This is a genomic window from Streptomyces sp. NPDC006610 (assembly GCF_040611575.1).
GTDB lineage: Bacteria > Actinomycetota > Actinomycetes > Streptomycetales > Streptomycetaceae > Streptomyces.
Genome location: NZ_JBEXOP010000011.1, coordinates 117,977 through 133,920, shown reverse-complemented (window position 1 = coordinate 133,920; position 15,944 = coordinate 117,977). Strand labels below are relative to the sequence as shown.

Annotated in this window: 12 protein-coding genes; 7 read left to right on the top strand and 5 right to left on the bottom strand. The window is 69.5% G+C overall.

What is annotated here, in order from left to right:
* Positions 1 to 5 precede the first annotated feature (5 nt).
* Positions 6 to 587: a single-stranded DNA-binding protein gene (locus ABZY13_RS11875; RefSeq protein ID WP_356629410.1), complete on the bottom strand. Its 582-nt coding sequence runs from the start codon at positions 585 to 587 to the stop codon at positions 6 to 8.
* A gap of 76 nt (positions 588 to 663) precedes the next feature.
* Positions 664 to 954, bottom strand: a complete 291-nt coding sequence (gene rpsF / locus ABZY13_RS11870) for a 30S ribosomal protein S6 (RefSeq protein ID WP_004985983.1) — start codon at positions 952 to 954, stop codon at positions 664 to 666.
* Positions 955 to 1,219: 265 nt separating this feature from the next.
* Between rpsF and ABZY13_RS11865 the strand changes: the two genes are divergently transcribed.
* The 3 genes from ABZY13_RS11865 to ABZY13_RS11855 all read left to right on the top strand — a co-directional run bounded on the left by ABZY13_RS11865 (position 1,220) and on the right by ABZY13_RS11855 (position 3,880).
* Positions 1,220 to 1,531, top strand: a complete 312-nt coding sequence (locus tag ABZY13_RS11865; protein ID WP_356629408.1) for a hypothetical protein — start codon at positions 1,220 to 1,222, stop codon at positions 1,529 to 1,531.
* Between the two features lie 121 nt (positions 1,532 to 1,652).
* Positions 1,653 to 2,774, top strand: a complete 1,122-nt coding sequence (femX, locus tag ABZY13_RS11860) for a peptidoglycan bridge formation glycyltransferase FemX (RefSeq protein WP_356629406.1) — start codon at positions 1,653 to 1,655, stop codon at positions 2,772 to 2,774.
* A 74-nt stretch (positions 2,775 to 2,848) separates the two neighbouring features.
* The gene (locus ABZY13_RS11855; protein WP_356629404.1) at positions 2,849 to 3,880 is read left to right on the top strand and encodes an alanine racemase; all 1,032 of its coding nucleotides are present in this window, start codon (positions 2,849 to 2,851) and stop codon (positions 3,878 to 3,880) included.
* Positions 3,881 to 3,925: 45 nt separating this feature from the next.
* On the opposite strand, the gene ABZY13_RS11850 is transcribed toward ABZY13_RS11855, so the two are convergent.
* Together ABZY13_RS11850 and ABZY13_RS11845 are read right to left on the bottom strand one after the other, a co-directional pair.
* Entirely contained in the window at positions 3,926 to 5,434 is a 1,509-nt protein-coding gene (locus ABZY13_RS11850; protein WP_356629402.1) for a glycosyltransferase 87 family protein, read from the bottom strand.
* Between the two features lie 121 nt (positions 5,435 to 5,555).
* On the bottom strand, positions 5,556 to 8,270 hold the full coding sequence (locus tag ABZY13_RS11845; protein WP_356629400.1) for a transglycosylase domain-containing protein: 2,715 nt from the start codon (positions 8,268 to 8,270) through the stop codon (positions 5,556 to 5,558).
* Between the two features lie 373 nt (positions 8,271 to 8,643).
* Here ABZY13_RS11845 and ABZY13_RS11840 point away from each other — a divergent pair, with 373 nt between their 5' ends.
* The 3 genes from ABZY13_RS11840 to ABZY13_RS11830 all read left to right on the top strand — a co-directional run bounded on the left by ABZY13_RS11840 (position 8,644) and on the right by ABZY13_RS11830 (position 11,813).
* Positions 8,644 to 9,327 carry a helix-turn-helix transcriptional regulator gene (locus ABZY13_RS11840; protein WP_356629398.1) on the top strand — a complete coding sequence of 228 codons (684 nt, stop codon included), beginning with the start codon at positions 8,644 to 8,646 and terminating at the stop codon, positions 9,325 to 9,327.
* A gap of 45 nt (positions 9,328 to 9,372) precedes the next feature.
* Positions 9,373 to 10,455: an inositol-3-phosphate synthase gene (locus tag ABZY13_RS11835; RefSeq protein ID WP_356629396.1), complete on the top strand. Its 1,083-nt coding sequence runs from the start codon at positions 9,373 to 9,375 to the stop codon at positions 10,453 to 10,455.
* 80 nt (positions 10,456 to 10,535) lie between these two features.
* Positions 10,536 to 11,813: an MFS transporter gene (locus ABZY13_RS11830; protein ID WP_356629394.1), complete on the top strand. Its 1,278-nt coding sequence runs from the start codon at positions 10,536 to 10,538 to the stop codon at positions 11,811 to 11,813.
* Positions 11,814 to 11,898: 85 nt separating this feature from the next.
* Here ABZY13_RS11830 and ABZY13_RS11825 read toward each other — a convergent pair whose 3' ends face one another.
* Positions 11,899 to 13,338, bottom strand: coding sequence for a CCA tRNA nucleotidyltransferase (locus ABZY13_RS11825; RefSeq protein ID WP_356629392.1), 1,440 nt, complete (start codon positions 13,336 to 13,338; stop codon positions 11,899 to 11,901).
* A gap of 175 nt (positions 13,339 to 13,513) precedes the next feature.
* Here ABZY13_RS11825 and ABZY13_RS11820 point away from each other — a divergent pair, with 175 nt between their 5' ends.
* Entirely contained in the window at positions 13,514 to 15,919 is a 2,406-nt protein-coding gene (locus ABZY13_RS11820; RefSeq protein WP_356629390.1) for a DUF6049 family protein, read from the top strand.
* Positions 15,920 to 15,944 lie beyond the last annotated feature (25 nt).

Sequence of the window (15,944 nt, the reverse complement as noted above, 5' to 3'; positions counted from 1 at the left end):
CGGACCTAGAAGGGGGGCTCGTCCGAGTAGCCGCCACCGCCGCCGGAGCCGCCGCCCCAGCCGCCGCCACCCTGCTGGCCACCGGCGGGAGCGCCGGTCGCCCAGGGGTCGTCGGCAGGAGCGCCGCCGGCCGGCTGGCCGCCACCGGGGCCACCGCCCCAGCCGCCGCCACCCTGCTGGCCACCGCCGCCGAAACCGCCGCCACCGCCCTGGCCACCGCGGCCGGCGGTCTTGGTGACCTTGGCCGTGGCGTTGCGCAGGCTGGGGCCGACTTCCTCGACGTCCAGTTCGTAGACCGTGCGCTTGACTCCCTCGCGGTCCTCGTAGGACCGCTGCTTCAGCCGGCCCTGCACGATCACGCGCATGCCTCGCTGGAGCGACTCGGCGACGTTCTCCGCCGCCTGGCGCCAGACCGAGCAGGTCAGAAAGAGGCTCTCGCCGTCCTTCCACTCGTTGGTCTGACGGTCGAAGGTGCGGGGGGTGGACGCGACACGGAACTTCGCGACCGCCGCACCGGACGGGGTGAAGCGCAGCTCGGGGTCGTCGACAAGATTGCCGATGACCGTGATGACGGTCTCGCCTGCCATGGGGGAACCTCTCGGCGGGTTTGCTGCTGGCTGCTGGTGGTGCTACTCGAACCCGGGATCAGCTGAGCGGAAGGGCTCAGTGGGTCTCGGGACGGAGGACCTTGGTCCGGAGGACCGACTCGTTCAGGTTCATCTGGCGGTCGAGCTCCTTGACGACCGCAGGCTCGGCCTGCAGGTCGATGACCGAGTAGATGCCCTCGGGCTTCTTCTTGATCTCGTACGAGAGACGACGACGGCCCCAGGTGTCGACCTTCTCGACCTTTCCGCCGCCGTCACGGACGACAGAGAGGAAGTTCTCGATCAGCGGGGAGACAGCGCGCTCCTCGAGATCGGGGTCGAGGATGACCATCACCTCGTAGTGACGCATGTGGAACCCACCTCCTTTGGACTCAGCGGCCACGGTCGTTCCGTGGCAGGAGGGTCGTGATGCGTGCGCAACGGTATCGGTCGCCACTGACAATCGGGGGTACCCGCGAGGAGACCCTGCCGCGGCCAGGGCAGACACCGGTGCAGACGGTACACACTACCCGCACACCTGCTTCCGGTTGAAATCCGGCCGCCAGGGCCGACAATCTGTACACAACGGGTGTGTGTGGCGCTACGATGCGCCGTTTCCCGCAAGGAGGTGCCTCATGGCACAGGCATTGCGACCCAACACCGTCGGTTCCCTCTTCGCCACGGACGGCCGGGCCCACCCCGTCCAGGACGCCCTGCTCGCGGTGACCCTGGTACTCGGAGCGGTCTCCTTCATCACGGCGATGTTCCACAGCCTCCATCTGCTGAGCTCCTGGACGGGCCTGATCGGCATCGTCACGGGCGCGTACGGACAGTGGATCTCGGAGACGACACGCGAACGCTTCGGACTGGTGCTGGGCCTCGGCGCCTCGGCCATCGGATTCTTCCTCGGCATGGCGCACGGTGGCCTCTTCGGCGGTCTCTTCTGACCTCGCCCGGGCCAAAGGACGCGTAGGCCCAGCCGGGGCGTTCGCAGGGCGCAGTAGGCTTCGGCGCGAGAGCCGGAGCCCCTGAACCCATGGGGACACACCAGCCCGAGGAGCGCCCCGAATGAGCCTGACCCTGAGGACCATCAGTCGCGAGCAGCATCTGGCCTATATCCAGAGCCTGCCGTCGGCGAGCCACATGCAGGTCCCGGCCTGGGCCGACGTCAAGGCGGAGTGGCGCTCGGAGAATCTGGGCTGGTTCGACGAGCGCACCGGTGAGCTGGTCGGCGTGGGGCTGGTCCTCTACCGTCAGCTGCCCAAGATCAAGCGCTATCTCGCCTATCTGCCGGAGGGCCCGGTCATCAACTGGTTCGCGCCGAACCTGGACGACTGGATCCGGCCGATGCTGGCCCACCTCAAGCAGCAGGGCGCCTTCTCGGTGAAGATGGGCCCGCCGGTGATCATCCGGCGCTGGGAGGCCGCCTCCATCAAGGCCGGCATCCAGAACCCCGACGTGAAGCGGCTGCGGGACATCGAGGCCGACTTCATCGAGCCGCGCGCCTTCGAGGTGGCCGACAAGCTGCGTCGCATGGGCTGGCAGCAGGGCGAGGACGGCGGCGCCGGCTTCGGTGACGTCCAGCCCCGGTACGTCTACCAGGTGCCGCTGGCCAACCGGTCCCTGGAAGAGGTGCACAAGAACTTCAACCAGCTGTGGCGGCGCAACATCAAGAAGGCCGAGAAGGCCGGCGTCGAGGTCGTCCAGGGCGGCTACCACGACCTGGAGGAATGGCAGCGGCTGTACGAGATCACGGCCGTGCGCGACCACTTCCGGCCCCGCCCGCTGTCGTACTTCCAGCGCATGTGGACGGCCCTCAACTCCGAGGACCCCAATCGCATGCGGCTGTACTTCGCCCGCCACAACGGCGTGAACCTGTCCGCGGCGACGATGCTGATCGTCGGCGGGCACGTCTGGTACTCCTACGGCGCCTCCGACAACATCGGCCGCGAGGTCCGGCCCTCGAACGCGATGCAGTGGCGGATGCTGCGCGACGCCTACGCGCTCGGCGCCACGGTCTACGACCTGCGCGGCATCTCCGACTCGCTCGACGAGACCGACCACCTCTTCGGACTGATCCAGTTCAAGGTCGGCACCGGCGGCCAGGCCGCCGAGTACCTCGGCGAATGGGACTTCCCCCTGAACAAGCTGCTGCACAAGGCGCTCGACATCTACATGTCGCGCCGCTGAGCCCCGGCTGTTTGCTTCCATAGTCTCCACACTTCTCTTACACCGCAGCCACGAGAAAGGTTCCAGGTCCGGCCATGGCGCTCACGCTCTACGTCGACACCGCGCGCTGGCGGGCGCACCACAAGCACGTGCAGGAGCAGTTCCCGGGACTCGTCCCCGTCTGCAAGGGCAACGGCTACGGCTTCGGGCACGAGCGCCTCGCGGAGGAGGCCACGCGGCTGGGCTCGGACGTGCTGGCCGTCGGCACGACGTACGAGGCCGCGCGCATCAAGGACTGGTTCGGCGGTGACCTGCTGGTGCTGACGCCGTACCGGCGGGGCGAGGAGCCGGTGCCGCTGCCCGACCGGGTCATCCGCTCGGTGTCGTCGGTGGACGGTGTGTACGGGCTCGTGGGCGCGCGCGTGGTCATCGAGGTGATGTCCTCGATGAAGCGCCACGGCGTCGGCGAGCACGAACTGCCGCAGCTGCACGCCGCCATAGAGAACGTCCGCCTTGAGGGCTTCGCCATCCATCTGCCGCTGGACCGCACCGACGGCTCCGACGCCGTCGAGGAGGTCATCGGCTGGATGGACCGGCTGCGGGCCGCCCGGCTGCCGCTGCACACGATGTTCGTCAGCCACCTCAAGGCCGACGAACTCGCCCGCCTCCAGCAGCAGTTCCCGCAGACCCGCTTCCGCGCCCGGATCGGCACGCGGCTGTGGCTGGGGGACCACGAGGCCACCGAGTACCGCGGCGCGGTCCTGGACGTCACCCGTGTCTCCAAGGGGGACCGCTTCGGCTACCGGCAGCAGAAGGTGGCCTCCGACGGCTTCCTGGTGGTCGTGGCGGGCGGTACGTCGCACGGGGTGGGCCTGGAGGCCCCCAAGGCGCTGCACGGCGTCATGCCGCGTGCCAAGGGTGTCGCCCGCGCCGGCCTGGCCACGGTCAACCGGAACCTCTCCCCGTTCGTCTGGGGCGGCAAGCAGCGCTGGTTCGCCGAGCCGCCGCACATGCAGGTGTCGATCCTGTTCATCCCCTCGGACGCCCCGGAGCCGAAGGTCGGCGACGAGCTGGTCGCCCATCTGCGGCACACCACCACGCAGTTCGACCGCCTGGTCGACCGCTGACGTCTCAGCGGGCTCCGGCCCGGGACGTGTTCACGGCGTGTTCGCTCAGGGCGAACCGTCCGCCGCCTTCCCGCTGCCCCAGTCGACCGGCGTCCCGTGGAAGGGGTCCGGGTACTGGGGCCGGTCGGCCGCGCGGCCGAGGACGAACACGTCCTCAGCGCCGTCGAGGACGCCTCCGGAGGGATCGTCGTCGCCGGACCGGCGTACCGCGTCCTGGTCCGGCGTGAGGATGTCGCGGACGACCACGGCGCACAGATACGCGGTCCCCACCAGATGCACGCCGATCGCCCAGTGGTAGCCGTCCGTCGGAAGGCCCTTGTGGGCGTCGCCGCTGGTCGTGTAGGCGAGGTACATCCAGATGCCGAGGAAGTACATCACCTCGCACGCCTGCCAGATCAGGAAGTCCCGCCACCGGGGCCGGGCCAGCGCCGCCAGGGGCACGAGCCACAGGACGTACTGCGGCGAGTAGACCTTGTTGGTGAGGATGAACACCGCGACGATCAGGAACGCGAGCTGGGCGAAACGCGGGCGGCGCGGGGCCATGAAGGTCAGTGCCGCCATGCCCACGAAGCACGCCACCAGCAGCACCGCGGTCAGCGTGTTGACCCTCTCGGTGGTGATCAGACCGCTGGTGTTCTGCGCCAGGATCAGCCAGAAGGATCCGAAGTCCACCCCGCGCTCCTGGCTGAACCGGTAGAACTTCGACCAGCCCTCGAAGGCGAACAGCATCACCGGCCCGTTCACCAGCAACCAGGCGGCCACCGTGCCCAGCAGCGCCGTTCCGAAGGCCCGCCACTTGCCCGCACGCCAGCACAGCAGGAACAGCGGGCCGAGCAGAAGGAACGGATAGAACTTCGCGGCGGTCGCGAGACCCAGCAGGACGCCGAAGGCCAGTGCACGGCCGCGTGACCACATCAGCATCGCCGCGGCCGTCAGGGCGACGGCCAGCAGGTCCCAGTTGATGGTGGCGGTCAGCGCGAACGCCGGCGCGAGGGCGACCAGCAGACCGTCCCAGGGGCGCCGGGCGTGGGTGCGGGTCACGCAGACGGCGATGACGGCAGCGCACACCATCAGCATTCCGGCGTTGACCATCCAGTACCACTGCTCCTGGTACTGAATGCTGCCGCTGCCGGGTGTGAGCCAGGCGGCCACCTCCATGAAGAGACCGGTCAGCACCGGGTACTCGAGGTACTCCATGTCACCGGGCAGCCGGTCGAAGTACGGCACGAGCCCTGCTGCGAAACCGCGCCCGTTGTACAGGTGCGGGATGTCCGAGTAGCAGGCGTGCGTGTACTGCACGCCCGCGCCGTGGAACCAGCCGCCGTTGTAGCAGGGCGCCTTCTGCACCAGGCCGAGCACGAACATGCCGATCGCCACGAGGGCGACCACCCGTACCGGGCTCCACCAGGACGTCCCCAGCAGGGCGTGCCGCCCCAGCGGGCCGCCGATCAGCTCACTGCCGTTCCGGGCCACCTCGTCGGCCTCGGTCGGCCGCACCGGTTCCGGCTCGTGCGCGCTCGATTGCGTCGTTTCTGCACTGGGCATGGGGCACATCCTGCCGTACGTCGCCGGGAAAACGCCGTGGGCCGCCGCACCCGAGGGTGCGGCGGCCCACGTTTCACGTGAAACAGACCGGGTGTTTCACGTGAAACACCCGCGCCGGGCGATACGGCGCCTAACCGGTGCTTCCTTCGAAGAAGCCGCCGTCTCCGCCGTTGCCTCCGTTGCCGTTCCCGTTCCCGTTCTCCTCGCCGTCCGTCTCCGTGGCTGTCGGTGTCGAGGTCACACCGCCGTCGATCCCGCCGGAGTCGGTGCCGCCGTTGCCGCCGTTGCCGTTGCCGTTGTTGCACTCCCAGTCCCAGGCGTTGCAGGTGTTGCTCGGCGTGGGCGTCGGGGAAGGCGTGGTCTGGGTCGGCGACGGGGACGGCGACGGGCTCTCCTCTTCCTCCGTCTCGGTCGCCGTGGGAGTCGGCGTCGGCGACGGGGCCTCGTTGACCACCTCGCCGATGGGCTCCGGCTCGGGGAAGGGCACCGGGTCCTCGCCCTTCAGGGCCTCCAGCATGTAGTCGTGCCAGATCTCCGCCGGGAACGAGGCGCCGTGGATCGACTTCTGGTTGCCCGTTCCGTACATCTCCAGGAACTCGCGGTTCTTGATGGTCTCGTCGTCGGGGTAGCGGAACATGCTGATCGCCGTGGACAGCTGCGGGGTGTAGCCGACGAACCAGGCCGACTTGTTGCCGTCGGTGGTACCGGTCTTGCCCGCCACCTCGCGGCCGGGCAGCTGTGCGTTGGTGCCCGTGCCCTTCTCGACCACGGTCTTCAGGATGTCGGTGACGTTGTCGGCCACGTTCGCCTCGAAGGCCCGCTCGGTCTTCGTCTCGTGGGTGAAGACCGGGCCGTCCTTGCTGGTGACCTTCTGGACCGAGTAGGGGTCGTTCTGCTTGCCGCTGGCCGCGAAGGTGGCGTAGGAGCCGGCCATGCGGATCGCGCTGGGGTCGGAGGTGCCGATGGAGAACGACGGGAAGGTGGTGCCGGCCAGGCTGCTCTCCAGGATGCCTGCCTCGACGGCGGCCTCCTTGACCTTGTCCAGGCCGACGTCCATGCCGAGCTGCACGAAGGCGGAGTTGGAAGAGAACTGCATCGCCGTGCGGAGGTCGATCATGTAGTCCGGCGCGTCGCCGAGCGACTCCTCACCGTCGTTGACCTGGTTCCACTCCTTGCCCTGCTCGTTCCGCCAGACCGTTCCGTCGTAGTCCTTGATCTTGAGCCTGTTCTTGCCGCTGTACAGGCTCTTGGGGGAGACGATGGTGCGTTCGTCCTGCGACTGCACCGGATCGAGGTCGGGGTTCCGCACACCCCACTTCATCGCCGCGGCGAGCACGAAGGGCTTGAACGTCGAACCGACCTGGGCACCGGTCTGGTCGGCGTTGTTGGTGAAGTGCTTGGTCGCGTCCTCACCACCGTAGATGGCCCTGATCGCGCCGGTCTTCGGATCGACGGAGGCGCCGCCGAACTGGACGTGTGTGTCCGTGTCGGGCCGCTTCTTGGGATCGATGTTGGCCTTGTAGACCTTCTTCACCGCGGTCTCGAGCTGCTGGACCTTCTTCTTGTCGAAGGTCGTGTGGATCGACAGGCCGCCCTCGCGCAGCACCTGCTCGGTGACGCGGGTGGTCTCGCTGTTGTTGACCAGGTAGGCGTTGGCGAGGTCGACCAGATAGCCGACCTGGCCGCTCAGCTGGGTGTTCGACCGGGGGTTCTGGACCTTGGGGAGCTTCTTGTACTTGGCACGCTCGGCGGCGTCCAGATGCCCGTACTCGACCATCTTGTCGAGGGTGTCCTGCATCTGGACCAGGGCCCGCTTCTTGTTGGCCTCCGGGGTGGCGGCCTTGTCGATCGAGATGGCGCCCGCGGGGTCGTAGTAGGTCGCGCCCTTGAGCATCGCCGACAGGAAGGCGCACTCACCGGCGTTCAGCTTGATGGCGTCCTTGTCGAAGTACGCCCGCGCGGCGGCCTGGATGCCGTAGGCGTTGCGGCCGTAGTACGCGGAGTTCAGATAGCCGGCCATCACGTCGTCCTTGTCCATGGACGCGCCGACCTTGATGGAGACGAACAGCTCCTTGAACTTGCGGGAGACCGTCTGGGACTGGTCGTCCAGCATCGCGTTCTTCACGAACTGCTGGGTGATCGTGGAACCGCCCTGCGTGTCACCGCCCTTGGCCATGTTGAGCAGGGCGCGGGCGATGCCCTTCGGGTCGATGCCGCTGTCGGTGTAGAAGGTCTTGTTCTCCTGCGAGATGACGGCGAACTGCATGTCCTTGGGGATCTGCGACAGGTTGATGATCTGCCGGTTGGTCTCCCCGCCGGTGGACACCATCTGCGTGCCGTCCGACCAGTAGTAGACGTTGTTCTGCGCCGTCGCCGTTTCCGCGACCTTCGGGACGCTCACCATCGCGTAGCCGATGCCCGCCACGGCCACCAGGCTGCCGAAGAAGGCGAGGCACAGACCGGAGACGAGCTTCCAGGAGGGCACCCAGCGCTGCCAGCCGTACCGGCCGGCGCGCGGGTAGTCGACGATCCGCTTCTTTCCGGGCGCTGCCGCCCGCCCCCGGCCTCGGCCGGGACCTGCCGGTCCGCCCCGTGCGCCGTCGGCCGCTCTGCGGCGACCGCCGCCGCTCCGCTGGGCGGCACGGCGGGCCTCGGCCCGGCCGCCGTACGGCCGTTCCTCGGTTCCCGGACCGTGGGAACCACCCGACCCGTACGCGTCGGAAGGAGATCCTGTGGCGCCTCGCGGAGCCGCACGGCGGCCGGAGGACGAGCCGGACTGGCCGCGTCGGGCCGCGGCACGTCCGCCTCCCTGCGGCTGCGGCGGTTTGCGACGGTGCTCGCTCATCGAACGACTACTCCTAGGGCAGGCGCACCCGTGCGCGCCTGGAAACGGCGGCTGGTTTCCGGTCCCCCCGAAGTACGGACGCGGCCGATCCCGCATTCACCCGTACTGCACCAGGGACGAGGACGTCCCCGGACGCAACTCGGTTCCCGGTGGTGTGCATGCCGCACAGACTACGCAGCTCCAAAACCCGCCGAGTCCTGAACTTCGACCCAAAACAGGCAACTCATGCCTGGCGAATCTTTGATGTGACGCCGTTCACGATTCCCCCTCTTGCCCCTCCGTGGAACGCGATCTATCGTCTGGATGTATCGAGTCGATACATCAGCGGGACATAAAGACCGTCATGGTCGACCGCGGCAGAGAGGAGGCGACGATGAGCCGGCGTTCCGGGATCCTCGAGTTCGCCGTACTCGGCCTGCTTCGCGAGTCCCCGATGCACGGCTATGAGCTGCGGAAGCGACTCAACACGTCACTGGGTGTGTTCCGGGCGTTCAGCTACGGGACGCTCTACCCCTGCCTCAAGACGCTGGTCGCAAACGGCTGGTTGATCGAAGAGCCGGGAAACACCGCCGAGGACGCTCTCGCCGCGCCGCTCACCGGGCGTCGCGCCAAGATCGTCTATCGGCTCACGGCCGAGGGCAAGGAACACTTCGAGCAGTTGCTCTCCCAGACGGGCCCCGACGCGTACGAGGACGAGACCTTCGCCGCGCGCTTCGCCTTCTTCGGCCAGACCTCCCGTGATGTGCGCATGCGCGTGCTGGAGGGGCGCCGGAGCCGGCTGGAGGAGCGTCTGGAGAAGATGCGCGCCTCTCTGGCCCGCACCCGGGAGCGCCTCGACGACTACACCCTCGAGCTCCAGCGCCACGGAATGGAGTCCGTGGAGCGCGAAGTGCGCTGGCTGAACGAGCTCATCGAGAGCGAGCGGGCCGGGCGGGACGTCAGGGCGTCCGGCTCCGGGGACGTCGCTCAGCAGGACACCACCAATGGAGCGCCGGGCGTCCTGCCCCGGTCCGGGGACGACCCCCGGCCGGATACGCCCGGCGACACCGCCACGTGACGCCCCCGTCAGGGCCTCACCGAGTACACACAGGGAGCAACCGGAATGGGTTCGGTTCGCGTAGCCATCGTCGGCGTGGGCAACTGCGCCGCGTCGCTGGTGCAGGGAGTCGAGTACTACAAGGACGCCGACCCGGCGGCCAAGGTCCCCGGCCTGATGCACGTGCAGTTCGGCGACTACCACGTCCGTGACGTCGAGTTCGTCGCCGCGTTCGACGTCGACGCCAAGAAGGTCGGTCTCGACCTCGCGGACGCCATCGGCGCCTCCGAGAACAACACCATCAAGATCTGCGACGTGCCGAACACCGGCGTGACGGTGCAGCGCGGCCACACCCTCGACGGTCTCGGCAAGTACTACCGCGAGACCATCGAGGAGTCCGCCGAGGCCCCGGTCGACGTCGTCCAGGTCCTCAAGGACAAGCAGGTCGACGTCCTCGTCTGCTACCTGCCCGTCGGCTCCGAGGACGCGGCGAAGTTCTACGCCCAGTGCGCCATCGACGCCAAGGTCGCCTTCGTCAACGCCCTCCCGGTCTTCATCGCCGGCACCAAGGAGTGGGCGGACAAGTTCACCGAGGCGGGCGTCCCGATCGTCGGCGACGACATCAAGTCCCAGGTCGGCGCCACCATCACGCACCGCGTCATGGCGAAGCTGTTCGAGGACCGCGGCGTCATCCTGGACCGCACGATGCAGCTGAACGTCGGCGGCAACATGGACTTCAAGAACATGCTCGAGCGCGAGCGCCTGGAGTCCAAGAAGATCTCCAAGACGCAGGCCGTCACCTCCCAGATCCCCGACCGGGACATGGGCGCGAAGAACGTCCACATCGGCCCGTCCGACTACGTGGCCTGGCTCGACGACCGCAAGTGGGCGTACGTCCGCCTCGAGGGCCGCGCCTTCGGCGACGTTCCGCTGAACCTGGAGTACAAGCTCGAGGTCTGGGACTCCCCGAACTCCGCGGGCGTGATCATCGACGCGCTGCGCGCCGCGAAGATCGCCAAGGACCGCGGCATCGGCGGCCCGATCCTGTCGGCGTCCTCGTACTTCATGAAGTCCCCGCCGGTCCAGTACTTCGACGACCAGGCGCGGGAGAACGTCGAGAAGTTCATCGCCGGCGAGGTCGAGCGCTAAGCGTTCCCCCTCCTTCACGGCTTGCCGAGGGTCCCCGGGCAGTGCGTCCGGGGACCCTCGCCGTATGTGAGGCTGTGCCCATGGCCGTCGTACGTGATCTGCGCGTCCTGCTCCGCTTCCGGGACTTCCGGCGCCTGCTCGCCGTACGTCTGCTGTCGCAGGGGGCCGACGGCGTCTACCAGGTGGGCCTCGCCGCCTATGTCGTCTTCTCACCGGAGAAGGAGACCTCGGCCGCCGGTGTCGCCTCCGCGATGGCGGTGCTTCTGCTCCCGTACTCCCTGGTCGGCCCCTTCGCCGGCGCCCTGCTGGACCGCTGGCGCCGCCGCCAGGTCTTCCTTCACGGCAACCTGCTGCGCGCCCTGCTGGCGTCCGCCACGGCGGTCCTGATGATCGCGCAGGTCCCGGACTGGCTGTTCTACGCCTCCGCCCTCTGCGTCACCGCCGTCAACCGCTTCGTCCTCGCCGGACTGTCGGCCGCGCTGCCCCGCGTGGTCGACGGCGAACGCCTGGTGATGGCCAACTCCCTCTCCCCGACCGCCGGAACGCTCGCCGCGACCGCGGGCGGCGGTCTGGCCTTCGCCGTCCGGCTGTTGTTCGCGGACTCCGACGCCGCCGTGGTACTGGCAGGAGCGGGGCTGTACCTCTGTTCGGCGCTGGCCACGCTGAGGATCGGCCGGGAACTGCTCGGGCCGGACCGGATGCCGGTGCGGCCACGGCTGACGGCCGCGCTGTCCGCGACGGCCGGCGACCTCGCGGCCGGCGTCCGCCATCTCGCCGCGCCCCCGCGCAGGGAGGCCGCCTGGGCGCTGGCGTCGATGACGCTGATGCGGTTCTGCTACGGCGCCCTGACCGTCATGCTGCTCATGCTCTGCCGGTACGCCCTCACCGACGACCCCGAGGACGGGCTCGCCCTGCTGGGTGTGGCGCTGGGCGTCTCCGGTGCCGGGTTCTTCGCGGCGGCCGTGCTGACGCCGTGGGCGGCCGGGCGGCTCGGCCCCGGTCGCTGGATCGTGGTCTGCGCGGCGTCCGCCGCCGCCCTGGAGCCGGCGCTGGGGCTGCCCTTCGCCACCGTGCCGCTGCTTGCCGCCGCCTTCGTCCTGGGCCTGACGACCCAGGGCGCGAAGATCGGCACCGACACGATCGTCCAGTCATCGGTCGACGACGGCTTCCGCGGCCGGGTGTTCTCCCTCTACGACGTCCTGTTCAACGTCGCCTTCGTGGGCGCCGCAGCGGTGGCCGCGCTGATACTGCCCCCCGACGGGCGGTCGGCGCCCCTGGTGCTGATGATCGCCGCGCTCTATGGATGCGTCGCCGCGACCATGGCCCGGTTCCAGCGGCGGCAGGCGGCCCGGGCGTGAAACAGGGGCGATGTTTCACGTGAAACATCGCCCCTCCCACACGCGGCGGGTCATGTTTCACGTGAAACATGACCCGTCCTGCGGCTCAGCCCTGCTCGGCCCACCACCGCTTGAGCGCCGCGACGGCCTGGTCATGTTCCATGGGGCCGTTCTCCAGGCGCAGTTCGAGCATGTGCTTGTAGGCCTGACCCACCGCGGGGCCCGGCTTGACCCCGAGGATCTCCATGATCTGGTTGCCGTCCAGGTCGGGGCGGATGGAGTCCAGCTCCTCCTGCTCCTGGAGCTGGGCGATCCGCTCCTCCAGCCCGTCGTACGCCCGTGACAGCGCGGTCGCCTTGCGCTTGTTCCGCGTCGTGCAGTCCGAACGGGTCAGCTTGTGCAGCCGGGTCAGCAGATGCCCCGCGTCCCGGACGTACCGGCGCACGGCGGAGTCCGTCCACTCGCCGGTGCCGTAACCGTGGAAGCGCAGGTGCAGCTCGACGAGGCGGGAGACGTCCTTCACCAGTTCGTTGGAGTACTTCAGGGCCGTCATTCGCTTCTTGGTCATCTTCGCGCCGACCACCTCGTGGTGGTGGAACGAGACCCGGCCGTCCTGCTCGAAGCGACGCGTGCGCGGCTTCCCGATGTCGTGCAGCAGCGCGGCGAGCCGCAGGGTCAGGTCGGGGCCGTCCTCCTCCAGCTCCATCGCCTGCTCCAGGACGATCAGCGTGTGGTCGTAGACGTCCTTGTGGCGGTGGTGCTCGTCCCGCTCCAGGCGCAGGGCCGGCAGCTCCGGCAGCACGCGGTCCGCGAGCCCCGTGTCGACCAGGAGCGTCAGGCCCTTGCGCGGGCGGGCGGACAGGATGAGCTTGTTCAGCTCGTCCCGGACCCGCTCGGCCGAGACGATCTCGATCCGTCCGGCCATCTCCGTCATCGCCGTGACCACCTCGGGGGCCACCTCGAAGTCGAGCTGCGCCGCGAACCGCGCCGCCCGCATCATCCGCAGCGGGTCGTCCGAGAACGACTCCTCGGGCGTGCCCGGCGTGCGCAGTACGCGTGCCGCGAGGTCGTCCAGCCCGCCGTGCGGGTCGATGAACCGCTTCTCCGGCAGCGCGACGGCCATCGCGTTGACCGTGAAGTCCCGGCGGACGAGGTCCTCTTCGATGGAGTCGCCGTACGACACCTCGGGCTTGCGCGAGGTCCGGTCGTAGGCCTCCGACCGGTAGGTGGTCACCTCGATCTGAAAGCCGTCCTTCTGGGCGCCGACCGTGCCGAAGGCGATCCCGACGTCCCACACGGCGTCCGCCCACGGCCGCACGATCCGCAGCACGTCCTCGGGCCGGGCGTCCGTCGTGAAGTCCAGGTCGTTGCCGAGCCGGCCCAGCAGCGCGTCCCGGACCGAGCCGCCGACCAGGGCGAGTGAGAAGCCGGCCTCCCGGAAGCGGTGGGCGAGGTCGTCGGCGACAGGGGCGACCCGCAGCGGTTCGCTGACCGCGCTGACTCGATCCCGGCTCGGGGCAGTGGTGTCTTCCTTGGCGTTCGGCACAACAGAAGAGGGTACGTGGCCCGGACTGCCGCGGGCGTCCCCATTACGCGCGGTGGGGTCCGGTGGCAGCGGATACCGGGAGGCGGACCGCGGCACTTCCCCTCGGCGCACATCGTTACCATGCGTGGACGCACATTCCGACGACCACTGACGATGACGAGGGACGGGCGAGCGCGTGGCCGAGGCGGCAGACTTCCAGGGGACCAGTCCCTCACCTGCCCGCCGGTGGCTGCGGCGCACCGGAGCGCTGCTGGCCGGGGCGCCGCTGCTGGCAGGCCTGCTCCAGCTGCCCGCCGCAAGCGTCGCGGACGCCGCGCCCGCCGCCGCACCGGCCTCGGCGAAGGCCGCCACCGGGTCACGCACGGTGTCGGTCGCGCTCGACTCGCTCAGCCCCGCCGCCCCCGGCGAGGGCGACACCCTGACCGTCTCCGGCACGGTGACCAACAACGGCGAGCAGGCCGTCACCGACGCCCGGGTCGACCTGCGCGTCGGCCCCGAGCTCACCACCCGCTCCGACGTCGACAGCGCGGCCACCCGCACCGGCTACTCCCCGGGAAGCGACGGGACGGCGCTCGGCGGCTCGTACACCGAGGAGTTCGCCGAACTCACCCCCGGCGTGCCCCGCCACTTCGACATCTCCGTACCGGTCGACGAGCTGGACCTCGGCGACGACGGCGTCTACCAGCTCGGCGTCTCCCTCTCCGGCGAGACCGCGGCGCAGCCCTGGGAGCAGGTCCTGGGCATCCAGCGGACGTTCCTGCCGTGGCAGCCCGAGGAGGCCGGCACCAGGACGAGGACGACGTTCCTGTGGCCGCTCGTCTCCACCTCCCACATGACGGCGGAGACGGGGTCGAACGAACAGCAGACGCCGGTCTTCCTCGACGAGGACCTCGCCGAGGAGATCTCCCCGGGCGGCCGGCTCGAGCAGCTCGTCTCGCTGGGCACGAGCCTCGACGTCACCTGGGTGATCGATCCGGACCTGCTGGCCTCCGTCGACGCGATGGCGGGCAGCTACGAGGTGAAGGACGGCGAGGACACCAGACCGGGCACCCGGCAGGCGGCCGCGAAACGATGGCTGGCCGATCTGCAGCAGGCGGTGGCCGGCAAGGAGGTCGTCGCCCTGCCCTACGCCGACCCCGACCTGGCCTCCCTCGCCCACAAGGGCACCGACGTCACCGGCTCGCTCAGCCAGTTCAAGGCCGCGAGCGACGTCGCCGCCACGGTCGTCGAGACGGTGCTGCACACCACTCCGAGCACCGACTTCGCCTGGCCGGTGGACGGCGCGGTGGACCCCTCGATCGTGAAGGTCGCCACGTCCGCCGGCGCCGACAAGGTCATCGCACGCAACGACAGCCTCCAGGAGACCGGCAACCTGCCGTACACGCCCTCCGCGCCCCGCCCGATCGGCGGCGGCACGACGGCGGTGGTGGCCGACGCGCGGCTGTCCACGGCGTTCCGGGGCGACCTGACGCGGGCGTCGTCCTCCACGCTCTCCGTCCAGCGGTTCCTCGCCCAGAGCCTCGCCCTCACCCTCCAGACGAACAAGCAGCGCAGCATCGTCGTCGCCCCGCAGCGGATGCCCACCGCGAGCCAGGCCCGCGCGATGGCCGAGGCGATCGCGGTCCTCCAGGACGGCCGGTGGAGCCAGGCCCAGGAGCTCAGCGCCACCGCGGCGGCCAAGCCCGACCCGGACGCCACCACCAAGGTGCCCGCCGCCTCCGCGTACCCCGGCAGGCTGAGCAAGCAGGAGCTGCCGCGCCAGGCCTTCGAGCGGATCGCGCGGACGCAGAGGAAGCTGGACGGCTTCCGGGTGATCCTCTCCGCCCAGTCGCGGGTGGTGACCCCCTTCGGGCGGGCCATAAACCGAGAGATGTCCACGTCGTGGCGCGGCAGGGCGCTCGACGCGGTCGGCTTCCGCGACGGCGTCGAGGACCACCTCGACGACCTGGCCGGTCAGGTCGTGCTCATCGACAAGTCGGAGACCAAGCTCTCCGGCCGCAGCGCCACCATCCCGGTCACGGTGCAGAACAACCTGGTGCAGGGCGTCGACCACCTGGTGCTGCGGCTCACCTCGACCAGCCCGACGCGTCTGGAGATCGGCGGCAAGGACTACTCCGAGCAGCGGGTCACCGTCGCCGGCGGGCACAGCCAGTCGGTGAAGTTCTCCACATCGGCCAACGCCAACGGCCGGGTGAGCGTGTACGCACAGCTGTTCACGGAGGACGGCCAGGCGTACGGCGACCCGGTCGTCTTCGACGTGAAGGTCACCGAGATCACTCCCACCGTGATGCTGGTCATCGGCGGCGGAGTCCTGCTGCTGGTCCTCGCCGGCTTCCGGATGTACACCCAGCGCAAGCGGGCGGCCGCCCGCGAGGCCGCGGCGGCGGACGCGGAGGAGTCCGGCACGCCGGTCGAGGCGGCCGACGGCCCCACGGACCCCGAGGTCCCCGTGGGGCCCGGCGACGAAGAGTCCGGTCACCGGAGCGGGGCCCATGCCCCCGAGCAGCCGGGTGACCCGGCATCGGACACCGCAGCGGAAAGCGCCGACCCGTCCGGGACGGGTGAGAGAGTGGACCGTTGAGGATGTCGTGGCCGGTCGGCCCGGG